Raw genomic sequence first — 24,987 nt, 5'->3', positions numbered from 1 at the left:
CGAATTGCCGCCGGCGGGAGATTGCCGGCGGACGTATCGGCCTGCCGCGAGACAAACAGGGCGCGACTCTTAAAAATGCGCGACAACTAACTGTCTCCATTTTATTATATTATAATAAAACAGTCAATAAGGCCGCGCCGTTAGATGCAAAAATAATGCTTAATGTTAAATAATTTTGCAATGATGGGAAATTGCGCCACGATGCCGGCGCCATGCCAAAACGTCTCGAACGGCCCAGGCGCGCGGCAAATTGCAGTTATCTTGACGTTTGCGCTATTTAAATATACAATTGTTTCTATCAAACGGTTTGCCCCGCGGCGGGCGGCGGGGAATTTTGCGCGGGAGGACGGGGCATGCGCGATTACATCATCGTTGCGGAAAATTTAGCCTATAGCTATAAAACGGCCGGCGGCGTCCAAATTGACGCTTTAAGCGGCGTATCGCTCAAAATAGCGCGCGGCGAGTTCGTTGCGGTCGTCGGCGTGAACGGCTCGGGCAAATCCACGCTGGCCAAACATTTCAATGCGCTCATTCTTCCCCAGTCCGGCAAGTGCGCAGTGTGCGGCTACGATTGCGCGGACAGCCAAAATGCCCTGCTGATAAGGCAGAACGTCGGCATGGTTTTCCAAAATCCGGACAACCAGATAGTGGCGGCCATAGTGGAGGAAGATGTGGCTTTCGGACCGGAAAACATCGGGATGCCGCCGGAACTGATCCGCGAGCGCGTGCGCTTCGCCTTGGCGGCAGTGGGCATGGAAGGTTACCGCCGGCAAGCGCCGCACATGCTTTCCGGCGGACAGAAACAGCGGGTGGCCATAGCCGGCGTGCTGGCCCTTCAGCCATCCTGCATGGTGCTGGACGAGCCGACCGCCATGCTTGACCCTTTGGGGCGCCGGGAAGTATTGTCCGCCGTGCTGGAACTTAACCGGCAAAAAGGCATAACTATTGTCTATATTACGCACTTCATGCAGGAGGCGGCCATGGCCGACCGGATAATCGTCATGGACGGCGGGCGCGCGGCGCTGGAAGGCCGGCCCAAAGAGGTGTTTTGCCAGGCGGAAAAGCTCAAAACAATGGGGCTTGGCGTTCCGCTGCCCGCCGAAATAGCTTGGCGGCTGAGAAAAAAGGGCGTACTTTTGCCACCCGTGGTTACCGAAGAAGAATTGGCGGAGGCTCTATGCCGTTGAGTTTGGAGAATGTTTCTTACATATACATGAAAGGCACGCCTTATGAAAGGCAGGCGGTAGACAATGTCAGCCTGAAAATTCAAAAAGGCGAATTTGTCGCGCTTATCGGACATTCTGGTTCCGGCAAATCAACGCTGGCCCAACACATGGCCGGACTTTTGCCGCCGCTTGCCGGCAAGGTGCTGATCGACGGGAAGGATCCGTGCGCCAAAGGCAAGGAAGCCCTGATGGCGCGGCGCAAAGCCGGGCTGGTGTTTCAATACCCCGAACACCAATTGTTCGCGGAAACGGTATTTGACGACGTGGCTTTCGGCCCGCGCAACCTCGGCCTTGCGGAAACAGAGGTCAGGGAGCGGGTGGCTATGGCTTTGGATTTTGCGCAAATGCCGATAGAAGAATTCGGGGCCCGCTCGCCTTTTCAACTTTCCGGCGGGCAGATGCGCAAGGCGGCGATCGCCGGCGTGATTGCCATGCGCCCGGACTATCTTATCTTGGACGAGCCGACGGCCGGTTTTGATCCTTTGGCGCGCGGCCTGTTCTACGAGGAGTTGAAAACTCTTCACCAAAAAAGCGCCATGGCGGTGATCATGATCACGCACAGCATGGAGGAAGCCGTTGAACTGGCCGGGCGCCTTTTGGTCATGTCCGGCGGCAGGATAGTCATCGATGGTCAGCCGGGGCGGATATTCCGCGAGCAAAGGGGCGAAATTTTGGCCGCCGGCGTAACCGCGCCGGCTATAGTTTCCCTGGCCGACTGCCTGCGGGCGCGCGGGTTTGGCATCGGCAGCGATTGCCTGGACGCGGGCAGCTTGGTGGCGGAGATTTTGGCGGCCCTGCCGGGAAAGGGGCGCGGCGATGCTCGGTAACGTAACCATTGGCCAATACTTTCCCGGCGACACGCCTGTGCACAAATTGGACCCGCGCACCAAGATCGTACTGACCATCGTTGTCGTCGCGGCAACTTTTGCGGCGGCGGATTTTTTGGCTTACGGCCTGCTGGCCGCCTTTTTTGTCTTTGTTGCTGCTTTGGGGCGGCTAAGCTTTGTCCGGCTTTTGCGCTCGGTCAAACCGCTCTGGCCGATAATCCTGATCACATTTTTGGTACACGTTTTCAGCGGGCAAGGGGATGCCCTTTTTAGCCTGTTTATATTCAAAATAACCAAAGCCGGTTTGGCGCAGGGAATTTTAATGGGCCTTCGGCTGGTATTTTTAATCTTGTTTTCTTCGCTCATGACCATGACCACCTCCCCCCTCGAACTGACCGACGGCCTGGAAAGGCTGTTGCGCCCTTTCCGCAGGATCGGCGTGCCGGCGCACGAATTGGCCATGATGATGACCATAGCCTTGCGTTTCATTCCAACGCTCTTGCAGGAAACGGAAAGGATCATGATGGCGCAAAGCGCGCGCGGGGCTGATTTCAAAAGCGGCGGTTTGACGCGCAAGGCCAAAAACATGCTGACGTTGATCGTGCCGCTTTTTTTGAGCGCCTTCCGCCGGGCGGACGAACTGGCCACGGCGATGGAAGCGCGCTGTTATCACGGCGGCGAAGGGCGCACCCGGATGCATGAGCTGGCTTTGGAAAAAAGCGACGCTTTAGCCGCCGCCCTCGTCGGGTTTTTGGCAGTTGTCCTGGCCTTTGCCAGATGGTACGGATAAATGCGCAGGCTGAAACTCACCATCGCCTACGATGGCACGGGCTATCATGGCTTTCAGCGCCAGAAAAATCAACCGACGGTCCAGGCCGTATTGGAAGAGAGCCTCGCGCTCATCTTCGGCCAGCCGGTAACTTTCAATGCGGCGGGGCGCACGGACGCCGGAGTGCACGCGCTGGGGCAGGTGGTATCCTGTTCGACCGAAGGCCGCATCCCTACGGGAAACATTCTGCCGGCCGCCCGCTCCGTGCTGCCGGCGCAAGTTGCGGTCATAGGGGCGGCGGAGGTCGGGGAGGGCTTTCATGCCCGCCGCAGCGCCAAAGGCAAGCGATACATTTACAAAATAGCGGAGAAAGGCATCCCTGACCCGTTCCTGGCAAATTACGCCTGGCTTTTGGGCGAGAAATTAGACAGCGAAAAAATGAACCGCGCGGCCGAATGCCTGATCGGGCAACATGACTTTTCCAGTTTCCGCGCCGCCGGCGCAAATCCCGCCAGCCCGCTGCGCACAATATACGGCGCCGCATGGGAGCGCCGGGAAGGTTTGCTCGTCTTTGCCATAAGCGGCGACGGCTTTCTTTACCGCATGGTGCGCAACATTGTCGGCGCCTTGGCCGAAGTGGGGAGAGGGCAAAAAAGCGTGGAGGAGTTTGCCGGCGCCCTGGCCGCCCGCGACCGGCGGCAGGCGGGAAAAACCGCCCCGCCGCAAGGCTTGTACTTGGAACGGGTATTTTATTGACCGATGTTTTGCCAAAGATGAACAAAACCTGCTCAATTTTGATTTGCACATTCCGACAAGGATTGTTTTCGGGCGGAAAGCGCGGGGGAAAATCGGCAAAGCTTTAAAACCGTACGCCGGCAGGCGCTTTTGCATTGCGGCGGCAGTGCCCTTGGGGAATATAAAAACAAGCCGCCTGATCAAGCGGGGCGCGTTTATATTGCCGGAAACGCCAAAGTGGTTATGGGGCAAGCCGTTCTCTCCTGCGTTCATGAATATGAAAAATACAGCGAGCGCCGCAAGGGAGATCTCCCTTGCGGCGCTCGCTGTATTTATGAACCCATCAAGTTTTGAAGCGCAAGGATTTTGCATAGCGTTACGGCGGCCCATATAGGCCGAGAGAGACGAAGCGCGCCCATTTAGCAGTAGTTTTCCGAAATCGTCCGCAGGAAGCGCTTTTTTTCAAAAAGACGTTTTCAGGCGGGATTCCCGCGCATGCCGTTCTAGCGCCAACTGAATGAGCCGGTGGATCAGTTCGCCGTAGGCAAGGCCCTGTTCCCGCCACAGGCGCGGATACATGCTGATGTTGGTAAAGCCGGGGATGGTGTTGATCTCGTTGAGCAAAATCTTGTTTTCTTTGGTCAGGAAAAAGTCCACCCGCGCCATGCCTTCGCAGCAAACCACCCGGAAAGCTTGCAGCGCCAGGTCCCGCGCCTGTTCCGCGACGGCGGGGGGGAGGTCGGCCGGCACTTTCACCTCCGCGCCGTTTTTATCCAAATATTTTGCCCTGTAAGAATAAAAATCGGCGTGCAGCAATATTTCGCCGATGCCGGAAGCGATCGGCTCTTCGTTTCCCAAGACGGCGCACTCCAGTTCCCGCGCGCCCTGTATGGCTTCTTCGACGATGATTTTGTTGTCGAAGGCAAAAGCCTCGCTTGCCGCGGCGGCGAACGCGGCGGCGGACGCCGCCTTGCCGATGCCGACCGACGAACCGGCGTTCGCCGGCTTGACGAAGACAGGCGAACCCAGGAAGCGGGAAATCTGCGCAAAATCGAGTTCATTTTCCTGCCTTTTGTGAAAAACCAGAAAACGGGCCAGCGGCAAGCCGGCGTCCCGCCAGAGGCGCTTCATTACGTCTTTGTCCATGCCGACGGCCGAACCCAGCACCCCCGCGCCGACAAAAGGGATGCCGGCCAGCTTCAAAAGCCCCTGCACCGTCCCGTCCTCGCCGAAAGAGCCGTGCAACACGGGAAAAATAACGTCTATATTATTTTGGGGGCTGTAGTCGGCGACGCAAAAAAACTTCTCCCCCTGCCCCGCAGGATTGACCGCCAGATATTTGCCGCTCGGCTGCAGGGCTATATGTTCGGGATCGCCGCTATTTAGCAGAAAGCGGACCGCGTCGGCCAGGTAGTGCCAACCCCCGTCTTTGTCAATGCCGATAAGCGTGATGTCGTATCGGTCCCGGTCGATCGCCTCTACGATGTTTTTGGCCGATTGCAGCGAGACTTCATGCTCGGCCGATTTGCCCCCGAACAATATGCCGACGTTTATCTTTTTCATGCGGACAGCCCTTTCTTCATTTTTTGCCTATTATTATATCAGGCTTTTTAATAAGGCCATAGAGAACCTTCAATAGCGGCGAACCTTTGAGGACCCCGGCGGCGTCCGCGCTGAAAGGGGCAGGTTCCTTGCGCCATTCGGTTTTGTCCCGAGCCCAATTTAAGTTTTTTCGCGGCGGGGCGCGCGATGAAATCATAATTAACGCGCTCCATGCCTCTTTGCGGGGAAATTGTGAACAGGCTTTGCGGTTTCCGGGCGATGGCCGGCTTGATTTGAGCTTTTTATGTCGGATTGCCCGTTTGCGCGTGGAGATGGATGCGATCGCGCATGCCCTGCCGAAAAAATTCATGAAACCGGCCTTTTGCCCGCTCCATTGCAACAGCGGCCAAACATTGCGCATTTTGCATATGTTCGGTCAATTGGCTTTCACAAATGATAGTCGGCAAGCAGCGTTCAATTAGCGGGGGAAGATCCTTCCGAAGCCGTCTGCAGAAGCACTATGCCGCCGTCGTCCGCGCTTAGTTTGACGGCGTCTTTTTCTTTTATCTCGCCCGCGACTATTTTTTTGCTCAAGGCGGTTTCCACGCTCCGGGTAACCGCCCGTTTCAGGGGGCGAGCCCCGTATATTGGATCAAAGCCGCTTTTGGCCAGATATTCCGTCGCCGCCTCATCCCAGGACAGATGAATTTCCAACTGCCTTTCCAGCCGCGCGGACAGATTTTTCAGTATAAGCCCGGCGATTTGCCGCACCTCTCCGGCGCTTAACGGATTGAATACGATTATGTCGTCGACCCGGTTGATGAATTCCGGCCGGAAAAAAGCGCCCAGCCGCGCCAGCAATTTCTCTTTGCCGGTACTGCCTTTGTCTTTGAGTATTTCCTCCGAGCCGATGTTGCTGGTCATAATTACGACCGTGTTTTTAAAGTCCACCATCCTGCCTTTGCCATCGGTCAGCCGCCCATCGTCAAGCACTTGCAGCAGTACGTTGAATACGTCCGGGTGCGCTTTTTCTATTTCGTCCAGCAAAAGCACCGTATAAGGCCGGCGGCGCACCGCTTCGGTAAGCTGCCCGCCCTCGTCGTAGCCTACGTAACCGGGCGGGGCGCCGATCAGCCTGGCGACCGAGTGCTTTTCCATGTATTCGCTCATGTCGATGCGGATCATGCTGCGTTCGTCATCAAACAATATTTCGGCCAGGGCCTTGGCCAATTCTGTTTTGCCGACGCCGGTAGGCCCGAGAAAGATAAAAGAGCCTATGGGCTTCGTCGGGTCCTTGATGCCGGCCCGGGCGCGCATTACCGCTTCGCTGACCGCGCTCACGGCCTCGTCTTGGCCGACTACCCTCTCGTGCAGCGCGCTTTCCAACTTCAACAGTTTTTCCTTGTCGCCTTTTAACATTCTCTGCGCCGGTATGCCTGTCCAGTTGTGGATAACTTGGGCGATGTCGTCCTCGTCCACTTCCTCTTTGAGCAGCGGCGCGCCGTCGCCCGCCGCCATGTTCGCCTCCGCGTCCGCCAGCTCTTTTTTAAGGGCCGGCAGCCGGCCGTGTTTAAGTTCGGCCAATTTCGCAAGGTCAAGGCCGAAACCCCGTTCCCCCGCCTCGATCTGGTTTTTCATTTCTTCTATTTCGCGCTTTAGCTCGCGCACGCGCAAGATGCCTTTTTTCTGCGCCTGCCAGCGCTCGCCGAGCGCGACCGACTGGCTCCTGATAGTTTTCAGTTCTTCCTGGAGTTTTTGCCGGCGCTCGACGGAGGCGTCGTCGCTCTCCTTGCTCAGGGCCTGGTCCTCGATTTCCAGCTGCAATATGCGCCGCCGGGTTTCGTCAAGGGCGGCGGGCAAAGAGTCGATTTCCGTCCGCAAGCGGGCCGCCGCCTCGTCTACCAGGTCAATCGCTTTGTCCGGCAAAAACCTGTCGGCTATGTAACGATTGGAAAGCGTCGCCGCCGCGACCAACGCGGCGTCTTTGATTCTGACGCCGTGGTGCACTTCGTAGCGCTCCTTCAGGCCGCGCAGTATGGATATGGTGTCCTCCACGTCCGGCTCGCGCACCATGACCGGCTGGAAGCGCCTTTCCAGCGCGGCGTCCTTTTCTATGTACTTTCGGTATTCGTTGAGCGTTGTGGCTCCTATGCATTTTAATTCCCCGCGCGCCAGCATGGGCTTTAAGATGTTGCCCGCGTCCATGGCGCCTTCGGCCGCGCCCGCGCCCACGACCGTATGCACTTCGTCGATGAACATGATGATTTCGCCTTGCGCGTCCGCTACTATTTTCAAGACGGCTTTGAGCCGTTCTTCAAATTCGCCGCGGAATTTGGCCCCGGCGACCAGCGCCGCCAGATCCAGGGCGTACAAAGTCTTGCCTTTCAGTGTCTCCGGCACGTCGCCGGCCGCGATGCGGCGGGCCAGGCCTTCGGCGATGGCCGTTTTGCCGACGCCCGGCTCGCCGATGAGCACCGGGTTGTTTTTTTTGCGGCGCGAAAGTATCTCAATCACGCGGCGGATTTCCTCGTCCCGGCCGATAACCGGGTCGAGTTTCCCCTCCCGCGCTTTCGCGCTGAGGTTTTGCCCGTATTTTTCCAGCGTCTGCCGGGATGAGTCGTCCGCGCCCGTTTGCGCCGAGTAGGCGGCCATGAATTTCTCGATGTTCTTTCTGGTCAAGCCATAACGGCGGCAAAGCTCCACTACGTCCGTTTCGCCGTCGCCGGCCAGCGCCCAGAGTATATGGCAGGGTTCGATAAGGGCGGAGCGGCTTTTTTCGGCGAAATCCCCGGCCAGCATCATCACGCGGCTGACCGCCGTATTCATGCGCAAAGCGCCCTCGGCGCCCCTGACCCGCGGCAGCCGCTCAAGCAGTCCGTCCGCCTCTTTTTGGCAGGCGGCTTTGTCCATTTTGAGCTCTTGCAGCAGCCAGCCCAAAAAACCGTCGGCTTCCGCCAGCGCGGCCAAAATATGCGCGCCGGTAAATTCTTGGTGATAGTTGAGCAGGGCGCGCTTTTGCGCCAATTCCATTATTTTGTTCGTGTTTTCACTATATTTTTCCGGGTTCATCATTCAAGCATCCCCTTGTCGAATATTTTTTCGCCCCGCAGGGTTTTTCATTTGCCTGTAGAATTGTTCCTATATGACAATTTGCGGAGGCCGTTTACGCCATGCATAGCAGCAGCGTCATCATTTACCGGCTTTTTGACATAGCCGACGAAATAGACCTTGATCATGTCCAGGCCCTGTGGGCCGCCCGGAACAAGATCGCTTCCCGGCTGCGGCTGGAAAGGGTTTCCCCCAAGGCCATCGCCTTCAAAGACCCGCCGGTTTCCGTGGAACTGGGTTCGCACGAGATCATGCTCGGCGGGAGGCCTCGCTTGGCGGAGATACGCGCCCGCATATACGACATCGGCGTCATCAGCATAATCGTCCGCGTCGATCTGCCGGGAGAGGCGACATACGACGATTTTCTGGATTTGGCGATCGCCAGCGAAAACATCCCCGAGGACAAAATACACGAATTGGCCAAATCGGTCGCCGACACCATCGCGCACGCGCTCATCAAGCCGCGCGAGCCGGAGTTTGAGGAAGACCTCGTCGTTTATTACTTGTACGAGTGCAGGAAAGACTGGGACATAGTGCAACTGCTTTTGAAAGACCGGGTGCCCGCCAGCAAGCAGACAAGGGAGGAGACGCTCGCCAACTGCCTGTCTTACGCCGAGGACGTCGCCTATTTCACGTGGGACGCGGCTTTGGTTTGCGACCCTTCGGGCAGCATGGACATACCCGACCTCTTGGAGTTCGCCAACGCGCAATTTCTGGAACTGCGCTATTATGACGACTTGCTGGAAAAAGAAATAGGCACAATGTATACGGAATTGGAAAAAATGACGTCCATACCGGATCGGCAGCGCCTGCGCAACTACCGGCGCATCCGCAGCCGGCTGATGGAATTGGTGGCGGATGTGGCCGGCCTCACCGACCGCATCAACAATTCCCTGCGCGTTACCGAAGACGTTTTTTACGCGCGCGTCTATTCCCTTTACATACGGCTCCTGCGCGCCGACTCCTGGCGCCAGAGCATTGATTCCAACATCTCCGTCATTCAGCGCACTTATAACATGCTCAACGAGGAAGCGCTGACCCGCCGCTCGGAGTTCCTGGAAATGGCCGCCGTCGCCTTGCTGTCTTTGATCGCCTTGCTGAATGTTTACGCCGTGTTTCTGCGGTAACGTGTTTTGCTCTTTTGCCTTTTTGACCTTTTGACTATATTGTACACCCGCAAGGGCTGTTTGGCAAGAGTTTATTTTCATGCCGAACTTATGCCGCGCGCATGGAAAAAGCGCCGCCTGAAGCCATGATTTTCCCCAAACCCGGGGCGGCCCCTTAGTTTTGGAGCGGGTTCGCGTTGACCGGAGGGCGGTTTCGCCCCCCCCGAAAGTTTCGCGCAGCGGCCGTTCAGCAAACCCGGCCGGCCGCCGCAGTTTTAACGGATGCAAAGTGTTTGCCGCTTTGCGGGGCCTTTTGCAAGGCAAAGGAAGGTTGCCGCGAAATATTATATGTCAATAATGGGAGCGTTCATAACAAAGGAGTGATTTGCCGTGAAAAAGAAAATTGCCGCCGCCGGCATTTGCTTGCTGGCGTTTTTGCCCGGCTTGGCGGCTGCGGGGCCGGCAACTGCCGCCAAGCCGGCGCCGCCGACTGTCGGGTTTGCGGCTATGGCGGCCGGCATTGAAAAAAACTGCGATGCGTTGCTGGAGTTGGAGCTAACCCTGCGCGGCGGCAAGCTTGCTTACAAAGCCGACATGGTGGCCGGCGGGAAAAAAGTGGTTGCGTATTTTGACGCCGCCGACGGAAAGGAAATCGGGCGCGAATATGCCAGGGAGCTTGACGGGGAAGAGGCGCGCGTTTATTATGGCTACGGCGCGGCGGCGCCGTTGAGCGCTCCGCGGGGGGAAACGGCGGCGGACGCGGCCGCGCGGGCGCAGGCCAGTTACCTGTCCGAAGCGAAGGTTTCTTATGAAAAAGCGCGGGAAATAGCGCTGGACAAGACGGGCGGCGGCGCCGTTGAAGAGATTGAACTTGATTATGAGCGCGGCCTTTTGGTTTACGAGATAGAAATAAGGCGCGGCGGCGTTGAATATGAAGTGTGCGTGAACGCCGTGACCGGAGATGTAGCCGGCTTTTGGCCCGGCCGCACGAGCGGGCAGGGGCCGCCGCGGTACGAAAAAGGAGTGCCGGGCACGGACGCGGCCCATGAAAAAGCGGGGAAAATCACCATCATAAACTATGAGAAAGCGGCGGAAATCGCCGTTGCCCGGATCGGCGGCGGTTACGTGAAAAAGATGGAGCTTGAGCTCTATGCGAGGCGGCTGGTTTACAAAGTCGAAGTCCAATACGAAGGTTTGGAATATGACGTCTTGATTGACGCGGCGACGGGCGAGGCGCTCGGGTACGCGGCGGACGATTGAGCGCCGAGCCGTCCTTATTTCGGCGAACATGGACCATTAATCCCTGATTGGGAAAGCCCGCCCTCGAGGGCGGGCGGCAAATTTCCGGCTCTTGCGAGGGCGCCGGCGGCGCGTTTGCGCCTTTGGCGGCAAAAGCCGATAGCGCTGCGCCTTGAGGGAATCTCTCGCGGCAGCGTCCGCAAGCGCTTGCCGGAAGGCCCCCCGCGCAGCCGAAAAACCCCCGTAAAATTTTAAGCAAAATTTTCCTCGCCGCGCCGAAAAGCGTGGCAGCGCTAACTGTGGGCATCGATGCGCTGATATGTCGCAATTAATTTAATTTATGGAGGGTTTATCTTGAAATTTCATTTCAGCCTGTACAAAAAAATTATCCTGACAAACTTGTTATGCTATTTAGCCATATCTTTCGCGTTGATAAACGCTTACTCGTATTCGGCCGACAAGGCCATAAGCATTTTCAGCGGGGTAGTGAACCGCAGCGCCCCTTTGGTATTCGAGTCCAAAGACCTGCGGCAGGAGTTGCGCGAGCAGGACATGCTGCTGGCAAGGTACGCTTTGTATAAAAATCCTGATTTTATAAAAGCCTATGAAGAGTCGGTGGGAAAAAGCGAAAAACTCATGGCTTCCTTGTCCAAACGGCTGATCACGCCGGAAGGCAAGCAAATGTGCATTGACTTGGAAAAGCAGCTCAAGGCTTATCGCAGCCTGCATGGCGAATATATACGGGCGGCCGGCAGCGGCGCGGGCATACCGCCCGCGTTGCGCCAGCAGATGCTCGCGGCGTACGCCGCGACGGAAAAACAGGTCGAGGATTACGCGCAGTTTTTGCTTGACCGCATGGCTCTGCGTACCCGCCAGGCCAATGAAAATACCAACCAGGCGCTTAATTACATAATGTTTGACATGATTTTGGTAATACTGCTGGCCCTTATAATTACCGCCGTTTTTGTAAAAAGGCTCACGCGGCCTATCGGCCAGGCGGTAAGCATCGCCGATACCATAGCGCACAACGACCTTACCGGCTATACGATAAAATATGCCGGAAACGATGAAATGGGCGATCTGGCCCGGTCGTTTGAAAACATGGTGAAAAACCTGCGCGGGACAATAACCGACTTCATGGAGTTAGCGGGCAACCTCGCCGAGTCTTGCCGGGAAGTGGACGCCAATGCCGGGCACGCGGCCGAGTCCGCGCACAACATAGCGTCCCTGGCGGACAATATGGCGCAAATGCAAGCAAAAGAAGCCGCGCTTTACGATCAAGCGACGGCCGAGGCAACGAATATGAATTCGGCTATTTCCTCGATAATGGCGACCATAGACAATATTGGAAACATATCGACAGAGAGCGATCAGGCGGCCGCTTCCGGGCGCGGGGCTCTGGATGAGGCGGAAAAGCAGATGCGGCAGATAAATCTGGCCATGGAAAAATCCTCGGACCGCGTCAGCGTGCTTGACGGCAGTTCCAAAAAAGTCGGCGACATCATAAACGTCATCAGCAGCATCGCGAACCAGACCAATCTTTTGGCGCTCAACGCGGCGATTGAGGCCGCGCGGGCGGGCGAGCACGGGCGAGGGTTCGCCGTTGTCGCCGAAGAAGTGCGGAAACTGGCCGAACAGGTGTCGTCCGCCACGCAGGAAACATCCGACATTATCAACCAAATCCAGGCCGAAACGCAAAACGCCATAAACGCGATGGCAAGCGGTTCCGACGAGGTAGCCAAAGGCAACGTCGTGATCGCCAACACCAAGGATCGTTTCGTCAATATAGCAAAGTTAGTCGGGACACTCAAACAGGAAATAGCGCAAGTCAAACAAAAAGCGGGGCAATTGACCGAAAACAACAAGCGCGTGTTAAGCGAAATAGACCTTTTGAAGGAGTTGTCCGGCAAAAACGTCGGCGGCACGAACGACATCAGCGCACTCACGGAAGAGCAATCGGCCAATATGGAGGAGATTTCCACTACCATCAGGCAACTGGCGGATTTGGCCGAAGCAATGCGGGTTGCCGTGCAAAAATTTAAAATGGCTTGACGATTGCGCCCCGTGTTCCCCGGTTGAAACGCGAACAAGATTCGCGGGCTGATTTGCCGCCCTTGTGGTATAATACTTAAAAAGCGGCGTATTTTTGGCAGGCGAAAGCTGCGGGCAGGATTATTGAATGTTGCTGGGGAAGATCATATACTTGTGCCTTGCGGCGGCGGCGTTTTTTTTGCCGCTTCTGCCGGGGGCGGCCGTCCGCGCCTTGGCCGCCGCCGGCATTTTTGCGGCGGCGGACAGCGTCGCCGCCGGCCGGCTCAAACTGGCCGTGCCCCGCCAGTTTTGGCTGTTGGTTTTGTTTTTCGCCCTAGCGGCCGCTTCCTTGCCCAATTCGCCCCGCTACGCCGAGAGCTTGTACAACTTTGAGGCACTGGCCACGCAGTATTTTTTCATTTATTGGCTGGCCATTTCTTATGTCAGGACGCGCCGGGAGCTTTACGGCCTGTTTCTCGCCTTGGGGGCGGCGGCCTTTTTGACGGCCTCTTACGGAATATATCAATATTTCGGCGGCGGAGCCGCCGCCGCCGAATGGGTGGACGCGGCTTATTTCCCGGACATCAGGGCGCGGGCGTTTTCCACCTTGGCCAACCCCAATATCCTGGCGTCTTTTCTCGTTACGGCAATGGCTTTGTGCATAGGATGGGTTTTCGCCGACGCGCGGCTGCCCGCAAGGGCCGGAGCGGCGCTTGTGCTGCTGACGAGTTTTGCTTGCCTCGTCCTCACCTTTTCCCGCGGGGCTTGGCTTAGCGCGGCGGCGATGCTGATTGCGGCGGCCGCCTTTGAGCGCAGGTTGCTCTATATTGTTTTGCCGGCGGCGCTCGCGCCGCTTGTTTTCCTGCCTAACGCGGTTGCCGAGCGGTTCGTTTCCGCTTTTCAGGGCGCCGACACATCCTCGCTCCTGCGGTTCGCTTTATGGGAAAGCACGGCCGCCATGGTTCGCGACCATCCTTTTACGGGCATCGGCTGGGGCGCTTACAGATTTGTTTATCCCAAATACGATTTTTATATCAAAAACCACGATACCATCATCTACCACGCGCACAACATGTATTTGCACATAGCTGCGGAAATCGGCCTTTTGGGGCTGGCGGTTTTTTTGCTCTTGCTGTTTTGGCATTTTTATCTGGCCCTGCGCGTTTGGAAAACGGCCGCTTCGGCCGGGGAAAAAGCTTGCGCGCTCGGCCTTTGCGCGATGTTTTTTGCGACGCTCCTCGGCGGCTTTGCCGACCATACGCTGTTTAACAGGGAAATTTCTTCGCTTTTTTGGCTTTTGAGCGCGGCATCTTTTGCCTTGTGGCGGCAGGCCGGCCAAAGCGGGGTTTTAATAGAACAAAGAAGATGGGGGAGGTAGCATATTTTGCTTAAACTGAGCGAGGTGCGGAAAATTCTGGGCGCGCGGGTTTTGTGCTGTGAGGAGATCCTTGACGATGTGGAAGTAAAAAACGCCTGCGGGGCGGATCTTTTGAGCGACGTTCTGGCCTTTACCAAAGAGCATACGCTGCTTTTGACCGGCATGACCAACCTGCAGGTGATACGGACGGTGGAGATAAGCGATCTTACCGGGGTGGTGTTTGTGCGCGGCAAGATACCGCGGGAGGACGTGCTGAGGGCGGCCGCGGAAAAAAACATACCGGTGCTTTTGACCGACCACACCATGTACGAGGCCTGCGGCCGCCTGTACCAAAACGGGCTGCCCGGCTGTTCGAGGTCCGAGGGAGCGCTTTTAAATGTCTGAGCCTTTTATGGATTTGAGCTTTGAACTTTTGGCCGGCGACTTTGAGCGCGCCGGCGAGGCTTCCAGCAAAATCAAGAAAACCTTGCAGCAGATAGGGGTGTCCGCCGACATTGTGCGCCGCGTGGCGATCGGGACCTATGAAGGCGAAATGAACGTCATCATCCATTCTTACGGCGGGACGGCGAAGGCGCACATTTATCCTGAATATACCGTCATTGTCCTCGAAGATGCCGGGCCGGGGATCGCCGATATAGAGCTGGCGGTGCAGGAGGGTTATTCCACCGCGCCGGATTATGTGCGCGACTTGGGGTTCGGCGCGGGCATGGGGCTGCCCAACATGAAAAGCTGTTCCGATTGCTTTGAGATAGCGTCAAAGTCCGGCGCGGGCACGAAGATAACAATGCGTTTCGCGCATAAAAAAGCCTGAAACTGTGTGGTGAGGCCGAGGTGCAAGACAATTATTTCCATTCCGTGAAATTTGACAAAGAGCAATGCAGGGGCTGCGTAACCTGCATAAAGTTTTGCCCGACGGAAGCCATACGCATCCGGGGCGGCAAGGCGCGGATCATTCAGTCGCGCTGCATAGACTGCGGGGAATGTATCAGGCGCTGCCCCCACCACGCCAAGCGGGCGGACACGGATACGCTTGCCGACGTCGGCAAGTTCAATTTTAACGTCGCCCTGCCGGCGCCGGCCCTTTATTCGCAATTTGCGCCCGCGGTTTCGCGCGAGAAGATATTCGCCGCGCTGCACCGGCTGGGGTTTGACGCCGTTTACGAAGTGGCCTTGGCGGCGGAATGCGTTACCCTTGAAATCGAGTCTTATATGAAAAGAAGGGCCGGCTTGAAAACCCCGATGATTTCTTCCGCCTGCCCGGCGATCATCCGGCTGATCCAAGTGAGGTTCCCTTCGCTCATCGGGCACATCATACCCATATTGCCGCCGGTGGAGGTGGCGGCGACCGAAGCGCGCCGGGAATTTACGCGCGCGACCGGGCTGGCCGCGGAGACGATCGGCGTTTGGTTTTTGACCCCTTGCCCGGCGAAAGCCACCAACATCCGCCAGCCGGTCGACGTTACCGCGACCGACCTTAGCGGCGCAATCGGCATATCTTCTTTTTACGGCGAAATGAAGAAAATCATCGGCGCCATATCGGAAAGCGACATAGCAAAGGCCCGCGCCAGTTCCTATGGCATAGGCTGGGGCTACGCCGGGGGCGAGATCAGGGCGACCGGTTTGGTAAATTCGCTGATTGTCCACGGCGTGAAGGAAGTCGCCGACGTCCTGGAGCAGATTGAGATGAACAAAATGGACGACGTGGATTATGTGGAATGCCTGGCTTGCCCGGGCGGGTGCATCGGCGGCGCGCTTTTGCCGGAGAACAGGTTTGTCGCCGAGAAAAACCTGAAACTAAGGGTGCGGCGGCTGCGCGACCGTGAACCGGCCGGGCGGCGGCAAACCATATTGGGCGGCCGGGAAATCGCGCAGGGAAATTCTGCTTTTCGGCATAAAACTATCCAGCCGCGGCCGATCATGAAACTTGACGACAACATAGTCATCGCCATGAAAAAAGTTGGGCAGATAAAGCAAATACTGGCCGAGCTGCCGGGGATTGACTGCGGCGCTTGCGGCTCGCCCACCTGCGCCAGCCTGGCGGAGGACATAGTGCAAGGGCTGGCCGCCGAAACCGACTGCGTGTTCAAATTGCGCCAGGTGGTGAACGCGCTGGAGGAAGAAATGAGCAAGCCGCCAAAAAACGCGCGTGGCGAGACTGGAACCGAGGAGTAGGTTAAAAATGAAAATCGGCGAATTGATCGAAAAACTTGGGCTGGAGATAAAAACCGACGCCGGCGGACTGGAGCGGGAGGCGGACAACTGTTATGTGTCCGACCTTTTGAGCAACGTCATGGGGCAGGCGTCGCCGGGCGCCGTGTGGATAACGATGCAGGGGCATCAAAACGTCGCCGCCGTAGCTTCGCTCTTGTCGCTTGGCGCGGTTATCGTGGCCGGCGGGGCGGCCGTAGAGGAAGAGACGCTGAAAAAGGCCCGGGAGAACGACATTACCATCTTGGCCACGGCGGCGCCGGTGTTTGAGGTCGCGGGCAGGCTTTACGCCGAAGGGCTAAGGGGCGCGGCCAGGAATGTTTAAATGGGTGGCCGACCTGCACATACACACCCTTTTGTCCCCCTGCGCCGCCGTGGAAATGACGCCGCGCCATATAGTGCGGCAAGCGGCGGCAAACGGCGTGAACCTTATTGCCATAACTGACCACAATGTTTGCGCCAATGCCCTCCCCGCCGTGCGCTTGGGGCAGGAACACGGCGTCGCCGTGTGGCCGGGCATGGAGGTGGAGACGCGCGAAGGGGGCCATATAGTCGCCCTTTTCGACAGTTTGAAAAAAACGCTGGCTTTTCAAGAGTTGTTGGACAAGAACATGAACGGGTTGCAGAACCGTCCGGAAAAATTCGGCGGGCAGTTTGTGGTGGATGAAAACGACGAATTTGTCCGCGAAGAAGAAAGGATGCTGCTGTCCGCCGTCAACCTGACCGCCGGCGCGGTCGTCGCCGGCGTTGGCCGGCTGGGCGGCGTATGCGTGGCGGCCCATATCGACCGGCCGTCCTACAGCCTGCTGACTTATTTTGGCTTTGTCCCGGCCGATCTTGGCCTGGCGGCGGTTGAACTGTCCGGCGCCGGGTTGCGGGCGGGCCGGAAGCAAAAGTATGCTCCGCTCGCCGGCGGCCTGCCTTGCGTTACTAATTCCGACGCCCACGTTATGGACGACTTTCTGTCAGGGCCGAAAAACCATATATACATGGAGGCGCCGGTCATCGGCGAATTTAAGCTGGCGCTGGCGGCGGCCGGGGGCAGGTCGCTCGAAGCGGGCAAATTTTTGTGAGCGGCGGCGGCATATGCGTTATAATATATAGAAGCAGCAAAAAGACAAGGGGGAAGAAACATGGGCCAGGGGAACGGCCGCGATGGCGGCGACGACAAAATATCCGAGCAATTGCGGGACATTTTTGACAAATACCGCGGACAGCAAGGCACGTTGATCCCTATCTTGCAGGAAGCCCAAAACCGGTACGGCTATCTATCGCGCGAAGTAATTGGCGAGATAGCGAGGGCCACGGGCAATCCTGTCAGCAGGATATACGGCATTGTAACCTTTTATTCGCAGTTTCACCTGAAACCGCGCGGGCGCAACATCATAAAGGTTTGCCAGGGGACGGCCTGCCATGTGCGCGGCGGCAAGAAAATATTGAACTTTATCGAGGACAAAATCGGCATAAAACCGGGGAACACCACCGCCGACCTTCGCTACACGCTGGAGACGGTCGCCTGCATAGGGGCCTGCGGGCTCGCGCCTGTGCTTATGGTCAACGACGACACTCACGGCCGGCTGACGACCGACCTTTTGCCGTGGATACTCGACCGGTACAAATAACATGCGCGACTTGTCGCTTCACGTACTCGACTTGGTGCAAAACGCCGTGGCGGCGGGGGCCAAGAACATTTCCCTTTTGATTGGGGAAGACGGGGAAAAGGATTTATTGTCCATTGAGGTTTCCGACGACGGCAAAGGCATGGCGCCTGATTTCGCCGCCTGCGCCAAAGACCCTTTCGCCACCACCAGAACGTCCAGGAAGGTCGGCCTGGGCCTGCCGCTCATGGACATGACGGCCAAAAGGGCGGGCGGGCGGCTGGACATAGATTCCCGGCCCGGCGAAGGGACGAAGATAACGGCGGTTTACCGGCTGAGCCACATCGACCGGCCGCCGCTCGGCGACATAGCGGCGACGGTCAAAATAATAGCGGCCGGATGCCAGGGGATATTTTTTCGCTATGAACACCGAAAGGGCCATAACGCCTTTGTGCTGGACACTAAGGCCATGAGGGAAATATTGGGGGGAGAAGTTGATTTCGGCGAAAGCGCCGTAATGGAATGGCTGGACGGGTTTTTGCGGGAAGGGCTGCTTGCCCTTGACAAGACGGAGGGATAAAGATGAAGTCGCTGGAAGAGTTGAAAAAACTGAGGGAAAAATTGCAGTCCGACACCAAATTGCGCGCGGCGGACGGCATAAAGGTAATCGTTGGCATGGGTACGTGCGGGATCGCCGCCGGCGCGCGGGAAGTAATGGCGGCGCTGATGGACGAAGTAAAAAAAAGGGGCGTTGCCGGCGTTGCATTTCAGCAGACCGGCTGCATAGGCATGTGCGACAAAGAAGTGCTGGTGGACATCATTTCGCCGGGCGGGCCGCGCATAACTTACGGCAATGTCCGGCCGTCCGACGCGGGCAGACTGGTCGCCGAGCACGTGGTCAACGGGCAAATAGTAAAAGATTTGGTCGTGGCCAAATCAGTATGACAGCAAAGGTTGGGGGGTAGCGTTTATGCAATTTATAAGATCGCACGTGCTTGTCTGCGGGGGCACTGGCTGCATGTCGTCAGGCTCGCGGCAGGTGCAGGCGAACCTTGAGGGCGAGATAGCCAGGCGCGGCCTTGGCGGCGAGGTGAGGGTCGTGCAGACGGGCTGCCATGGGTTTTGCGAAATGGGGCCTTTGGTGATAATTTATCCCGAAGGGGTGTTTTATGTTTCGGTCAAAGCCGAGGACGTGCCGGAAATCGTGGAAAACCACCTTTACAAAGGGCGCATAGTCGAACGGCTGCTTTATCGCGAGCCTTTGAGCCAGGAACGGATACCAAGCTATGACGAAATAAATTTTTACAAAAAGCAGCGCCGCGTCATATTGAAAAATTGCGGGCGCATCAACCCCGACGACATCAATGAGTACATAGCGGCGGGCGGCTATGAGGCGCTGGGCAAGGCGCTTACCCTGATGACGCCGGCGGCGGTCGTGGAAGAGGTAAAAAAATCCGGTTTGCGCGGGCGCGGCGGCGCCGGGTTCCCTACCGGCATGAAATGGCAGTTTGCCCGGCAGTCGCCGGGGGAGAAAAAATACATCGTTTGCAACGCCGACGAAGGCGATCCGGGCGCGTTCATGGACCGCAGCGTACTGGAAGGCGACCCGCACAGGATAATTGAGGGCATGGCCGTCTGCGGGTACGCCATAGGCGCGGACGAGGGCTATATTTATGTCAGGGCCGAATACCCGCTGGCGATCAAGCGGTTGCGCACGGCCATTGCCCAGGCCGAGGAAATGGGCTTTTTGGGCAAAGACATTTTCGGGAGCGGCTTTGCCTTTTCCCTGCACATAAAGGAAGGCGCCGGGGCTTTCGTTTGCGGCGAGGAGACGGCGCTTTTGCAGTCCATTGAAGGAAAGCGCGGCATGCCGCGCCCGCGCCCGCCCTTTCCTGCCGTGTCGGGGCTGTGGGGAAAGCCCACCAACATAAACAACGTCGAGACATTCGCGAACATTCTGCCCATCATTGTGGACGGCGGGGAAAAATACGCCGAGATCGGCACGGAGAAATCCAAAGGCACCAAAATATTCGCCCTGACCGGCAAGATAAACAATACCGGGCTGGCGGAAGTGCCCATGGGCATTGCCATGCGCGAGATTATCTACGACATAGGCGGCGGCATAGTCGGCGGCAAGAAATTCAAGGCGGTGCAGATCGGCGGGCCCTCCGGCGGCTGCCTGCCGGAGGAGATGCTCGATCTTACGATAGATTACGATTCCCTGACGGCGGCGGGGGCGATGATGGGTTCGGGCGGCCTGGTCGTCATGGACGAGACCACTTGCATGGTGGACGTCGCCAAGTTTTTTCTTACCTTTACCCAGTCCGAATCCTGCGGCAAATGTACGCCCTGCCGCGAGGGGACCAAAAGGATGCTGGAAATACTTACCCGCATAACGGACGGCGAAGGCCGCGACGGGGACATAGCCCTGCTGGAGGATCTGGCCCGCGGCATAAAGCAGACCGCCCTTTGCGGGCTGGGGCAGACCGCGCCCAATCCAGTGCTGAGCACGCTCAAATATTTCCGGCATGAATACGAAGCGCACATAAAGGACCATGTCTGCCCGGCCGGGGCCTGCGCCAACCTGACGGGATACACGATAACCGACGGCTGCCGCGGCTGCGGCATGTGCAAAAAAGCCTGCCCGGTCGGTGCCATCGCCGGCGAAATCAAGCAGCGGCACACCATAAACCATAGTGTCTGCATCAAATGCGGCGCCTGCGAGAGCCAATGCCCGTTCAAGGCTATCAGGAAAGGAGCGTGATCCCGCCCCATGAACACGGATATGGTAAATGTTACGATAGACGGCAGGAAGGTCAGCGTGCATAAAAGCGCGAGCGTCCTTAACGCGGCCAACAAAGCGGGCATAAAAATACCGACTTTGTGCTATCATCCGGAACTGCGCCCGGAAGGGGCCTGCCGCATATGCATGGTGGAGGTGGAGGGCGCGAGGACGCTTGTCGCCTCCTGCGCGTATCCGGTCAACGAAGGCATGATCGTGCGCACCAACACGGAGGCGGTGCGGCACGCCCGGCGCTCGGTAGTTGAACTGATGCTGGCCAACCATCCGTCCGATTGCCTTGCCTGCGTACGCAACAAAAACTGTGAACTGCAAAATGTCGCGGCCGAACTTGGCCTAAGGAAAATACGCTTCGACGGGGAAAAGAAAAAATTCCCGCTTGACGCGAACAACCCATCGTTGGTGCGCGACAACGAAAAATGCATTTTATGCGGGCGCTGCGTCAGGGTATGTTCCGAACGGCAGGGCGTCCACGTCTACAGCTTTACCCGCCGCGGGTTCAACACCGTCGTCTCGCCCGCCTTTGACGCGGGGCTGGACGAGGCGGCCTGCACTTACTGCGGGCAGTGCTCGGTGGTCTGCCCGACCGCCGCCATCACGGAAAAAGACGATACCGAGGCGGTATGGAAAGCGATCAGCGACCCAACCAAACATGTCATAATCCAAACCGCCCCGTCCGTCCGCGTCGCGCTCGGCGAGACGCAGGGGCTTGCCCCGGGCGCCATAGTGACGGGCAAGATGGTGGCGGCGTTAAGGCGCATGGGCTTTGACAAAGTGTTTGACACCAATTTCAGCGCGGATCTTACCATCATGGAAGAAGGCAACGAATTTGTCCACCGGCTGAAAAACGGCGGCAAACTGCCGATGGTTACCTCCTGCAGCCCCGGCTGGGTAAATTTGGCCGAAATCTTTTATCCTGACCTGTTAGGGCATCTTTCCACCGCCAAATCGCCGCAGCAGATGTTCGGCGCCGTGGTCAAAACCTACTACGCCGAAAAAAGCGGCATAGACCCCAAAAACATAGTATCGGTGTCCGCCATGCCCTGCACGGCGAAAAAGGCCGAAGCCATGCGCCCGCAAATGCGCTCCAGCGGCTATCAGGACGTTGACATAGTGATTACCACAAGAGAGCTTGGCCGCATGATCAAAGAGGCCGGCATAGACTTCGCGGGCATAGGGGAAGAAGAATTTGACGCCCCGATGGACATCGGCAGCGGCGCGGGCGCGATTTTCGGCGCTACCGGCGGCGTCATGGAAGCGGCGCTGAGGACCGCCTACGAGCTTTTGACCGGGGAAGAACTCAAAAATCTGGACTTTGACGACGTGCGCGGGCTGAAAGGCTTAAAAGAGGCCACGGTGGACATAGCGGGCGTTAAAGTAAAAGTCGCGGTGGCCAACACGCTGGGGCAGGCGCGGCAAATGATGGAAAGGGTGAGGGCGCAAGAGGCGCCGTATCATTTCATCGAGATCATGGCCTGCCCGGGCGGCTGTATCAGCGGCGGCGGCCAGCCCGTGCCGGTAAACGGCGAAATACGCATGAAAAGGCACGCCTCCATCTATGAAATAGACCAGCGATCCGCCATAAGAAAATCGCATGAAAATCCCGCCATCAAAACCCTTTACTCCGAATGGCTCGGGCAGCCGTTAGGGGAGAAGGCGCACAAACTTTTGCATACCCATTACCACCCCCAGTACAGAGGGATTTAGCATTGTCCGGCGCGCCCCGCTTTAGCGGGGCGCGCCGGGCGGTTGCCGGCTTAAATGGCGCGCCGGGCTTCAAGCCCCGCGAAAGGCAAACGCCGATGCAATGCATGGCAATGCCGGAAAGAACGGTGCGGCATATGAAAAAAATCCTTTGCGCGCTCTTGCTGTGTTTTTTGGCTTTTTCGCCCGCGGCCTCGGCAAAAAAAACAAGTGAAAGATGGCTGCTTTTGCAAGAAGGAGACGCGGCAACGACCTACCTTGACCGCGCAACAATAGAAAAAGAAACAACTTCTGACAAGACTGTCTATAAAGCGTGGCTTAAATGCCAATACGGCAAAGAAAAAGTAACGGACGCCCAAAGCGTTGGCAAACGCAAGGAGCCGTATAGTTTCTTGGTTCATGTCGGGTATGACCATGAAAACAGGAAATATATTTTTTGGCAGGTAATTACTTGCGACGCAGAAGGCAAAGCAATTGACGATACCGGCCGCAGCCGGGAAATTTGGGATGATGTCCCTCCTGGCTCTCGCATTGAAAATTGGCTGGTTTTTATTGCAAACTATTACGAGGCCGTTCATGAAGCCGTCCAGAATAAAAAGCGGCAAATTCAAGGGACGGGAAGCGGCGGACAAGGCAAACAGGGGGCGCGGCGGGCATTTGCCGATGGCAGGGGGCCGGTTTGGCGCGGGCGGGGGCAATAAATTTTTTGCTGTTCATTTGGCCGATTTTTTGGTACAATGAAAACAGGCAGTTTGTTGTCCGGGCGAACATAAATAAATTATGGAAAGCGGCAGGAATTTGTAAAAAAACGCAGAAGTTAATATCATTGGGTAAGATATCGTTACATGACGAAAAGCAGGGGTTAATATTATTGTCGACAGGTGCAGCCGGTTGTTAGCCGCAATTAAATACGCCATGCATTTAGAAATACATATAGACCTAAAAAGCATGCTTTGGTGGGAAATATGTGTTGGAACGGTTTACGGCTTCCGCCCTTGGCGAAAGGGCAGATATTTGGTGAACTGGCACTTGGTGATGGAGCTTTTTGAATGTATTCATTATCTAGGTGACTGTTTTTTGTTGCGCCGCTGCGATTGTGGCAGGGCTCGGGCGGATTTTTGCGGCTTTTAAGCGAGGCCGCCAAATAGATTAGCAAAATTTAAGGAGGAAAAAGAATGGGAATTGAAATCAGCGATCGTATCAAAAACAAGGCTCTGCTCGCAAAAGTAACCACGGCCGAGGCCGCCGCCGATCTGATCAAGGACGGCATGAACATCGGCGTCAGCGGCTTTACTCCCGCCGGCTACCCCAAAGCGGTGCCGCTGGCGCTCGCGAAAAAAGTCGAGGCAGGACAAGCGCCTTTGAAAGTCAACCTTTGGACGGGCGCCTCGGTCGGCGCCGAACTTGACGGTTCCTGGGCCAAAGCCGGCATCCTCGGCAAACGGCTGCCCTATCAGACCAACAACGACACAAGAAACGCCATAAACGCCGGCAAGGTAAATTATACCGACCTGCATCTTAGCCATGTCGCCCAGATGTCCCGCTACGGCTTTTTGGGCGGCGGCGTCGACCTGGCCATAATCGAGGCCTGCAAGATAACGGAGGACGGCTGCATCGTCGGCACCACTTCGGAAGGCAACTCCGCCTCTTTCGTGCAAAGCGCCAAACAGGTCATAGTGGAGATTAACGTTACGCAGCCGGAAGAACTGGAAAAAATGCACGACGTTTATATCCCGCTCGATCCCCCCCACCGCCAGCCCATCCCTATCACCAAGGCGGACGACCGCATCGGCACTACCTACATTCCCTGCGACCCGCGCAAGATAGTCGCCATAGTGCCCTGCGACATCATTGACGGCACCCGCGCGCTGGCCGCGATTGACGACGACGCCAAAGCCATGAGCGGGCATCTTATCGAATTTTTGCAGAACGAGATCAAACAGGGGCGTTTGCCGAAAAACCTCCTGCCGTTGCAATCCGGCGTGGGATCGGTGGCCAACGCCGTTATCGCGGGCCTGGTCGACTCCCCCTTTGAGAACCTCTCCGTTTATACCGAAGTCGTCCAGGACGGCATGTTCGATCTTATCGACGCCGGCAAATTGGTGGTGGCTTCCGGCACTTCGCTCAGCCCGTCGCCGGACGCGCTGAAACGCTTTTACGCCAACATCGGCAAATATCTCCCGCGGCTTATCCTGCGTCCGCAGGAAATATCCAACAGCCCTGAAATCGCCCGCCGCTTGGGCGTTATCGCCATGAACACCGCCATAGAATACGACATCTACGGGCACGTCAACTCCACGCATACGCTCGGCACCAAGATGATGAACGGCATCGGCGGTTCCGGCGACTTTGCGAGGAACGCCTACCTGACCTTCTTCTTCACCAATTCCGTGGCCAAAAAAGGCGACATTTCCTCAATTGTGCCCATGTGCTCGCACATCGACTCCACCGAACACGACATCGACGTGTTCGTTACCGAGCGCGGCGTTGCCGACGTCCGCGGGCTGTCCCCGAAAGAACGCGCCAAAGTCATTATCGAAAAGACCGCTCACCCGGACTACCAGCCGCTGCTTAGGGATTACGTGAAAAGGGCTATCGACAAGCTCGGCCCTGTCCATACGCCGCACCTTTTGGGAGAAGCGCTGTCGTTTCACACCCGTTTTGCCGAAACCGGCAGCATGAAAGTAAAATAAGTCCATACGGACGCGCCCCCGCG

General features: G+C 57.1%; 22 protein-coding genes. 20 read left to right on the top strand and 2 right to left on the bottom strand.

The features are described 5' to 3' along the window. Positions 1 to 353: 353 nt before the first annotated feature. Genes LBO03_02035 through truA form a run of 4 tightly spaced genes read left to right on the top strand, consistent with a single transcriptional unit; the run spans position 354 to position 3,578 of the window. Positions 354 to 1,187, top strand: coding sequence for an energy-coupling factor transporter ATPase (locus LBO03_02035; GenBank protein MDR3348380.1), 834 nt, complete (start codon positions 354 to 356; stop codon positions 1,185 to 1,187). Then, a complete protein-coding gene (locus LBO03_02030) occupies positions 1,178 to 2,053 on the top strand; it encodes an energy-coupling factor transporter ATPase (protein MDR3348379.1) in 876 nt (291 codons plus the stop codon). Before LBO03_02035 ends, LBO03_02030 begins: the two co-directional genes overlap by 10 nt. Beyond that, positions 2,043 to 2,843 carry an energy-coupling factor transporter transmembrane protein EcfT gene (locus LBO03_02025; protein MDR3348378.1) on the top strand — a complete coding sequence of 267 codons (801 nt, stop codon included), beginning with the start codon at positions 2,043 to 2,045 and terminating at the stop codon, positions 2,841 to 2,843. Before LBO03_02030 ends, LBO03_02025 begins: the two co-directional genes overlap by 11 nt. After that, complete coding sequence (gene truA / locus LBO03_02020) at positions 2,844 to 3,578, top strand: tRNA pseudouridine(38-40) synthase TruA (GenBank protein MDR3348377.1); 735 nt, start codon at positions 2,844 to 2,846, stop codon at positions 3,576 to 3,578. A gap of 441 nt (positions 3,579 to 4,019) precedes the next feature. Here truA and ddlA read toward each other — a convergent pair whose 3' ends face one another. Both ddlA and LBO03_02010 read right to left on the bottom strand, forming a co-directional pair. Then, on the bottom strand, positions 4,020 to 5,120 hold the full coding sequence (ddlA, locus tag LBO03_02015) for a D-alanine--D-alanine ligase (protein MDR3348376.1): 1,101 nt from the start codon (positions 5,118 to 5,120) through the stop codon (positions 4,020 to 4,022). A 453-nt stretch (positions 5,121 to 5,573) separates the two neighbouring features. Then, positions 5,574 to 8,168 carry an AAA family ATPase gene (locus tag LBO03_02010; protein ID MDR3348375.1) on the bottom strand — a complete coding sequence of 865 codons (2,595 nt, stop codon included), beginning with the start codon at positions 8,166 to 8,168 and terminating at the stop codon, positions 5,574 to 5,576. A 101-nt stretch (positions 8,169 to 8,269) separates the two neighbouring features. Here LBO03_02010 and LBO03_02005 point away from each other — a divergent pair, with 101 nt between their 5' ends. The 16 genes from LBO03_02005 to LBO03_01930 all read left to right on the top strand — a co-directional run bounded on the left by LBO03_02005 (position 8,270) and on the right by LBO03_01930 (position 24,964). Then, complete coding sequence (locus tag LBO03_02005) at positions 8,270 to 9,334, top strand: hypothetical protein (GenBank protein ID MDR3348374.1); 1,065 nt, start codon at positions 8,270 to 8,272, stop codon at positions 9,332 to 9,334. Between the two features lie 369 nt (positions 9,335 to 9,703). Next, positions 9,704 to 10,573: a PepSY domain-containing protein gene (locus LBO03_02000; protein ID MDR3348373.1), complete on the top strand. Its 870-nt coding sequence runs from the start codon at positions 9,704 to 9,706 to the stop codon at positions 10,571 to 10,573. A 333-nt stretch (positions 10,574 to 10,906) separates the two neighbouring features. Continuing rightward, positions 10,907 to 12,604, top strand: coding sequence for a methyl-accepting chemotaxis protein (locus LBO03_01995; protein MDR3348372.1), 1,698 nt, complete (start codon positions 10,907 to 10,909; stop codon positions 12,602 to 12,604). 127 nt (positions 12,605 to 12,731) lie between these two features. Next, a complete protein-coding gene (locus tag LBO03_01990; GenBank protein ID MDR3348371.1) occupies positions 12,732 to 13,961 on the top strand; it encodes an O-antigen ligase family protein in 1,230 nt (409 codons plus the stop codon). A 6-nt stretch (positions 13,962 to 13,967) separates the two neighbouring features. Next, positions 13,968 to 14,345: a hypothetical protein gene (locus LBO03_01985; protein MDR3348370.1), complete on the top strand. Its 378-nt coding sequence runs from the start codon at positions 13,968 to 13,970 to the stop codon at positions 14,343 to 14,345. Next, entirely contained in the window at positions 14,338 to 14,772 is a 435-nt protein-coding gene (locus LBO03_01980; protein MDR3348369.1) for an ATP-binding protein, read from the top strand. Before LBO03_01985 ends, LBO03_01980 begins: the two co-directional genes overlap by 8 nt. A gap of 20 nt (positions 14,773 to 14,792) precedes the next feature. Continuing rightward, on the top strand, positions 14,793 to 16,133 hold the full coding sequence (locus tag LBO03_01975) for a 4Fe-4S dicluster domain-containing protein (protein ID MDR3348368.1): 1,341 nt from the start codon (positions 14,793 to 14,795) through the stop codon (positions 16,131 to 16,133). A 7-nt stretch (positions 16,134 to 16,140) separates the two neighbouring features. Then, a complete protein-coding gene (locus LBO03_01970) occupies positions 16,141 to 16,494 on the top strand; it encodes a serine kinase (GenBank protein ID MDR3348367.1) in 354 nt (117 codons plus the stop codon). Continuing rightward, positions 16,487 to 17,242: a PHP domain-containing protein gene (locus LBO03_01965; GenBank protein ID MDR3348366.1), complete on the top strand. Its 756-nt coding sequence runs from the start codon at positions 16,487 to 16,489 to the stop codon at positions 17,240 to 17,242. Before LBO03_01970 ends, LBO03_01965 begins: the two co-directional genes overlap by 8 nt. Positions 17,243 to 17,302: 60 nt before the next feature. After that, the gene (gene nuoE / locus LBO03_01960; GenBank protein MDR3348365.1) at positions 17,303 to 17,791 is read left to right on the top strand and encodes an NADH-quinone oxidoreductase subunit NuoE; all 489 of its coding nucleotides are present in this window, start codon (positions 17,303 to 17,305) and stop codon (positions 17,789 to 17,791) included. A 1-nt stretch (position 17,792) separates the two neighbouring features. After that, entirely contained in the window at positions 17,793 to 18,347 is a 555-nt protein-coding gene (locus LBO03_01955; GenBank protein ID MDR3348364.1) for an ATP-binding protein, read from the top strand. A gap of 2 nt (positions 18,348 to 18,349) precedes the next feature. After that, positions 18,350 to 18,712 (top strand): (2Fe-2S) ferredoxin domain-containing protein, encoded by a 363-nt coding sequence (locus LBO03_01950; GenBank protein MDR3348363.1) that lies wholly within the window; start codon positions 18,350 to 18,352, stop codon positions 18,710 to 18,712. A 25-nt stretch (positions 18,713 to 18,737) separates the two neighbouring features. Continuing rightward, the gene (gene nuoF, locus LBO03_01945; GenBank protein MDR3348362.1) at positions 18,738 to 20,531 is read left to right on the top strand and encodes an NADH-quinone oxidoreductase subunit NuoF; all 1,794 of its coding nucleotides are present in this window, start codon (positions 18,738 to 18,740) and stop codon (positions 20,529 to 20,531) included. A gap of 9 nt (positions 20,532 to 20,540) precedes the next feature. Beyond that, complete coding sequence (locus LBO03_01940; GenBank protein ID MDR3348361.1) at positions 20,541 to 22,274, top strand: [FeFe] hydrogenase, group A; 1,734 nt, start codon at positions 20,541 to 20,543, stop codon at positions 22,272 to 22,274. A gap of 134 nt (positions 22,275 to 22,408) precedes the next feature. Then, on the top strand, positions 22,409 to 22,972 hold the full coding sequence (locus LBO03_01935; GenBank protein MDR3348360.1) for a hypothetical protein: 564 nt from the start codon (positions 22,409 to 22,411) through the stop codon (positions 22,970 to 22,972). A 474-nt stretch (positions 22,973 to 23,446) separates the two neighbouring features. Further along, the gene (locus tag LBO03_01930) at positions 23,447 to 24,964 is read left to right on the top strand and encodes an acetyl-CoA hydrolase/transferase family protein (protein MDR3348359.1); all 1,518 of its coding nucleotides are present in this window, start codon (positions 23,447 to 23,449) and stop codon (positions 24,962 to 24,964) included. Positions 24,965 to 24,987 lie beyond the last annotated feature (23 nt).

The organism is Acidaminococcales bacterium (assembly GCA_031290885.1).
Lineage (GTDB): Bacteria > Bacillota > Negativicutes > Acidaminococcales > JAISLQ01 > JAISLQ01.
The sequence above is the reverse complement of the archived record's forward strand: the minus strand, read 5'-3'. Positions and strand labels throughout refer to the sequence as shown.

Bases quoted from the DNA above. Each gene is read 5' to 3' on its own strand.
- LBO03_01935 (MDR3348360.1), top strand. From the start codon at position 22,409: ATGAAAAAAATCCTTTGCGCGCTCTTGCTGTGTTTTTTGGCTTTTTCG.
- LBO03_01980 (MDR3348369.1), top strand. From the start codon at position 14,338: ATGTCTGAGCCTTTTATGGATTTGAGCTTTGAACTTTTGGCCGGCGAC.
- nuoF (MDR3348362.1), top strand. From the start codon at position 18,738: ATGCAATTTATAAGATCGCACGTGCTTGTCTGCGGGGGCACTGGCTGC.
- LBO03_02010 (MDR3348375.1), bottom strand. From the start codon at position 8,168: ATGAACCCGGAAAAATATAGTGAAAACACGAACAAAATAATGGAATTG.
- LBO03_01955 (MDR3348364.1), top strand. From the start codon at position 17,793: ATGCGCGACTTGTCGCTTCACGTACTCGACTTGGTGCAAAACGCCGTG.
- LBO03_02005 (MDR3348374.1), top strand. From the start codon at position 8,270: ATGCATAGCAGCAGCGTCATCATTTACCGGCTTTTTGACATAGCCGAC.
- LBO03_01930 (MDR3348359.1), top strand. From the start codon at position 23,447: ATGGGAATTGAAATCAGCGATCGTATCAAAAACAAGGCTCTGCTCGCA.
- LBO03_01950 (MDR3348363.1), top strand. From the start codon at position 18,350: ATGAAGTCGCTGGAAGAGTTGAAAAAACTGAGGGAAAAATTGCAGTCC.
- LBO03_01990 (MDR3348371.1), top strand. From the start codon at position 12,732: ATGTTGCTGGGGAAGATCATATACTTGTGCCTTGCGGCGGCGGCGTTT.
- truA (MDR3348377.1), top strand. From the start codon at position 2,844: ATGCGCAGGCTGAAACTCACCATCGCCTACGATGGCACGGGCTATCAT.
- nuoE (MDR3348365.1), top strand. From the start codon at position 17,303: ATGGGCCAGGGGAACGGCCGCGATGGCGGCGACGACAAAATATCCGAG.
- ddlA (MDR3348376.1), bottom strand. From the start codon at position 5,120: ATGAAAAAGATAAACGTCGGCATATTGTTCGGGGGCAAATCGGCCGAG.
- LBO03_01940 (MDR3348361.1), top strand. From the start codon at position 20,541: ATGAACACGGATATGGTAAATGTTACGATAGACGGCAGGAAGGTCAGC.
- LBO03_02030 (MDR3348379.1), top strand. From the start codon at position 1,178: ATGCCGTTGAGTTTGGAGAATGTTTCTTACATATACATGAAAGGCACG.
- LBO03_01970 (MDR3348367.1), top strand. From the start codon at position 16,141: ATGAAAATCGGCGAATTGATCGAAAAACTTGGGCTGGAGATAAAAACC.
- LBO03_02025 (MDR3348378.1), top strand. From the start codon at position 2,043: ATGCTCGGTAACGTAACCATTGGCCAATACTTTCCCGGCGACACGCCT.
- LBO03_02035 (MDR3348380.1), top strand. From the start codon at position 354: ATGCGCGATTACATCATCGTTGCGGAAAATTTAGCCTATAGCTATAAA.
- LBO03_01965 (MDR3348366.1), top strand. From the start codon at position 16,487: ATGTTTAAATGGGTGGCCGACCTGCACATACACACCCTTTTGTCCCCC.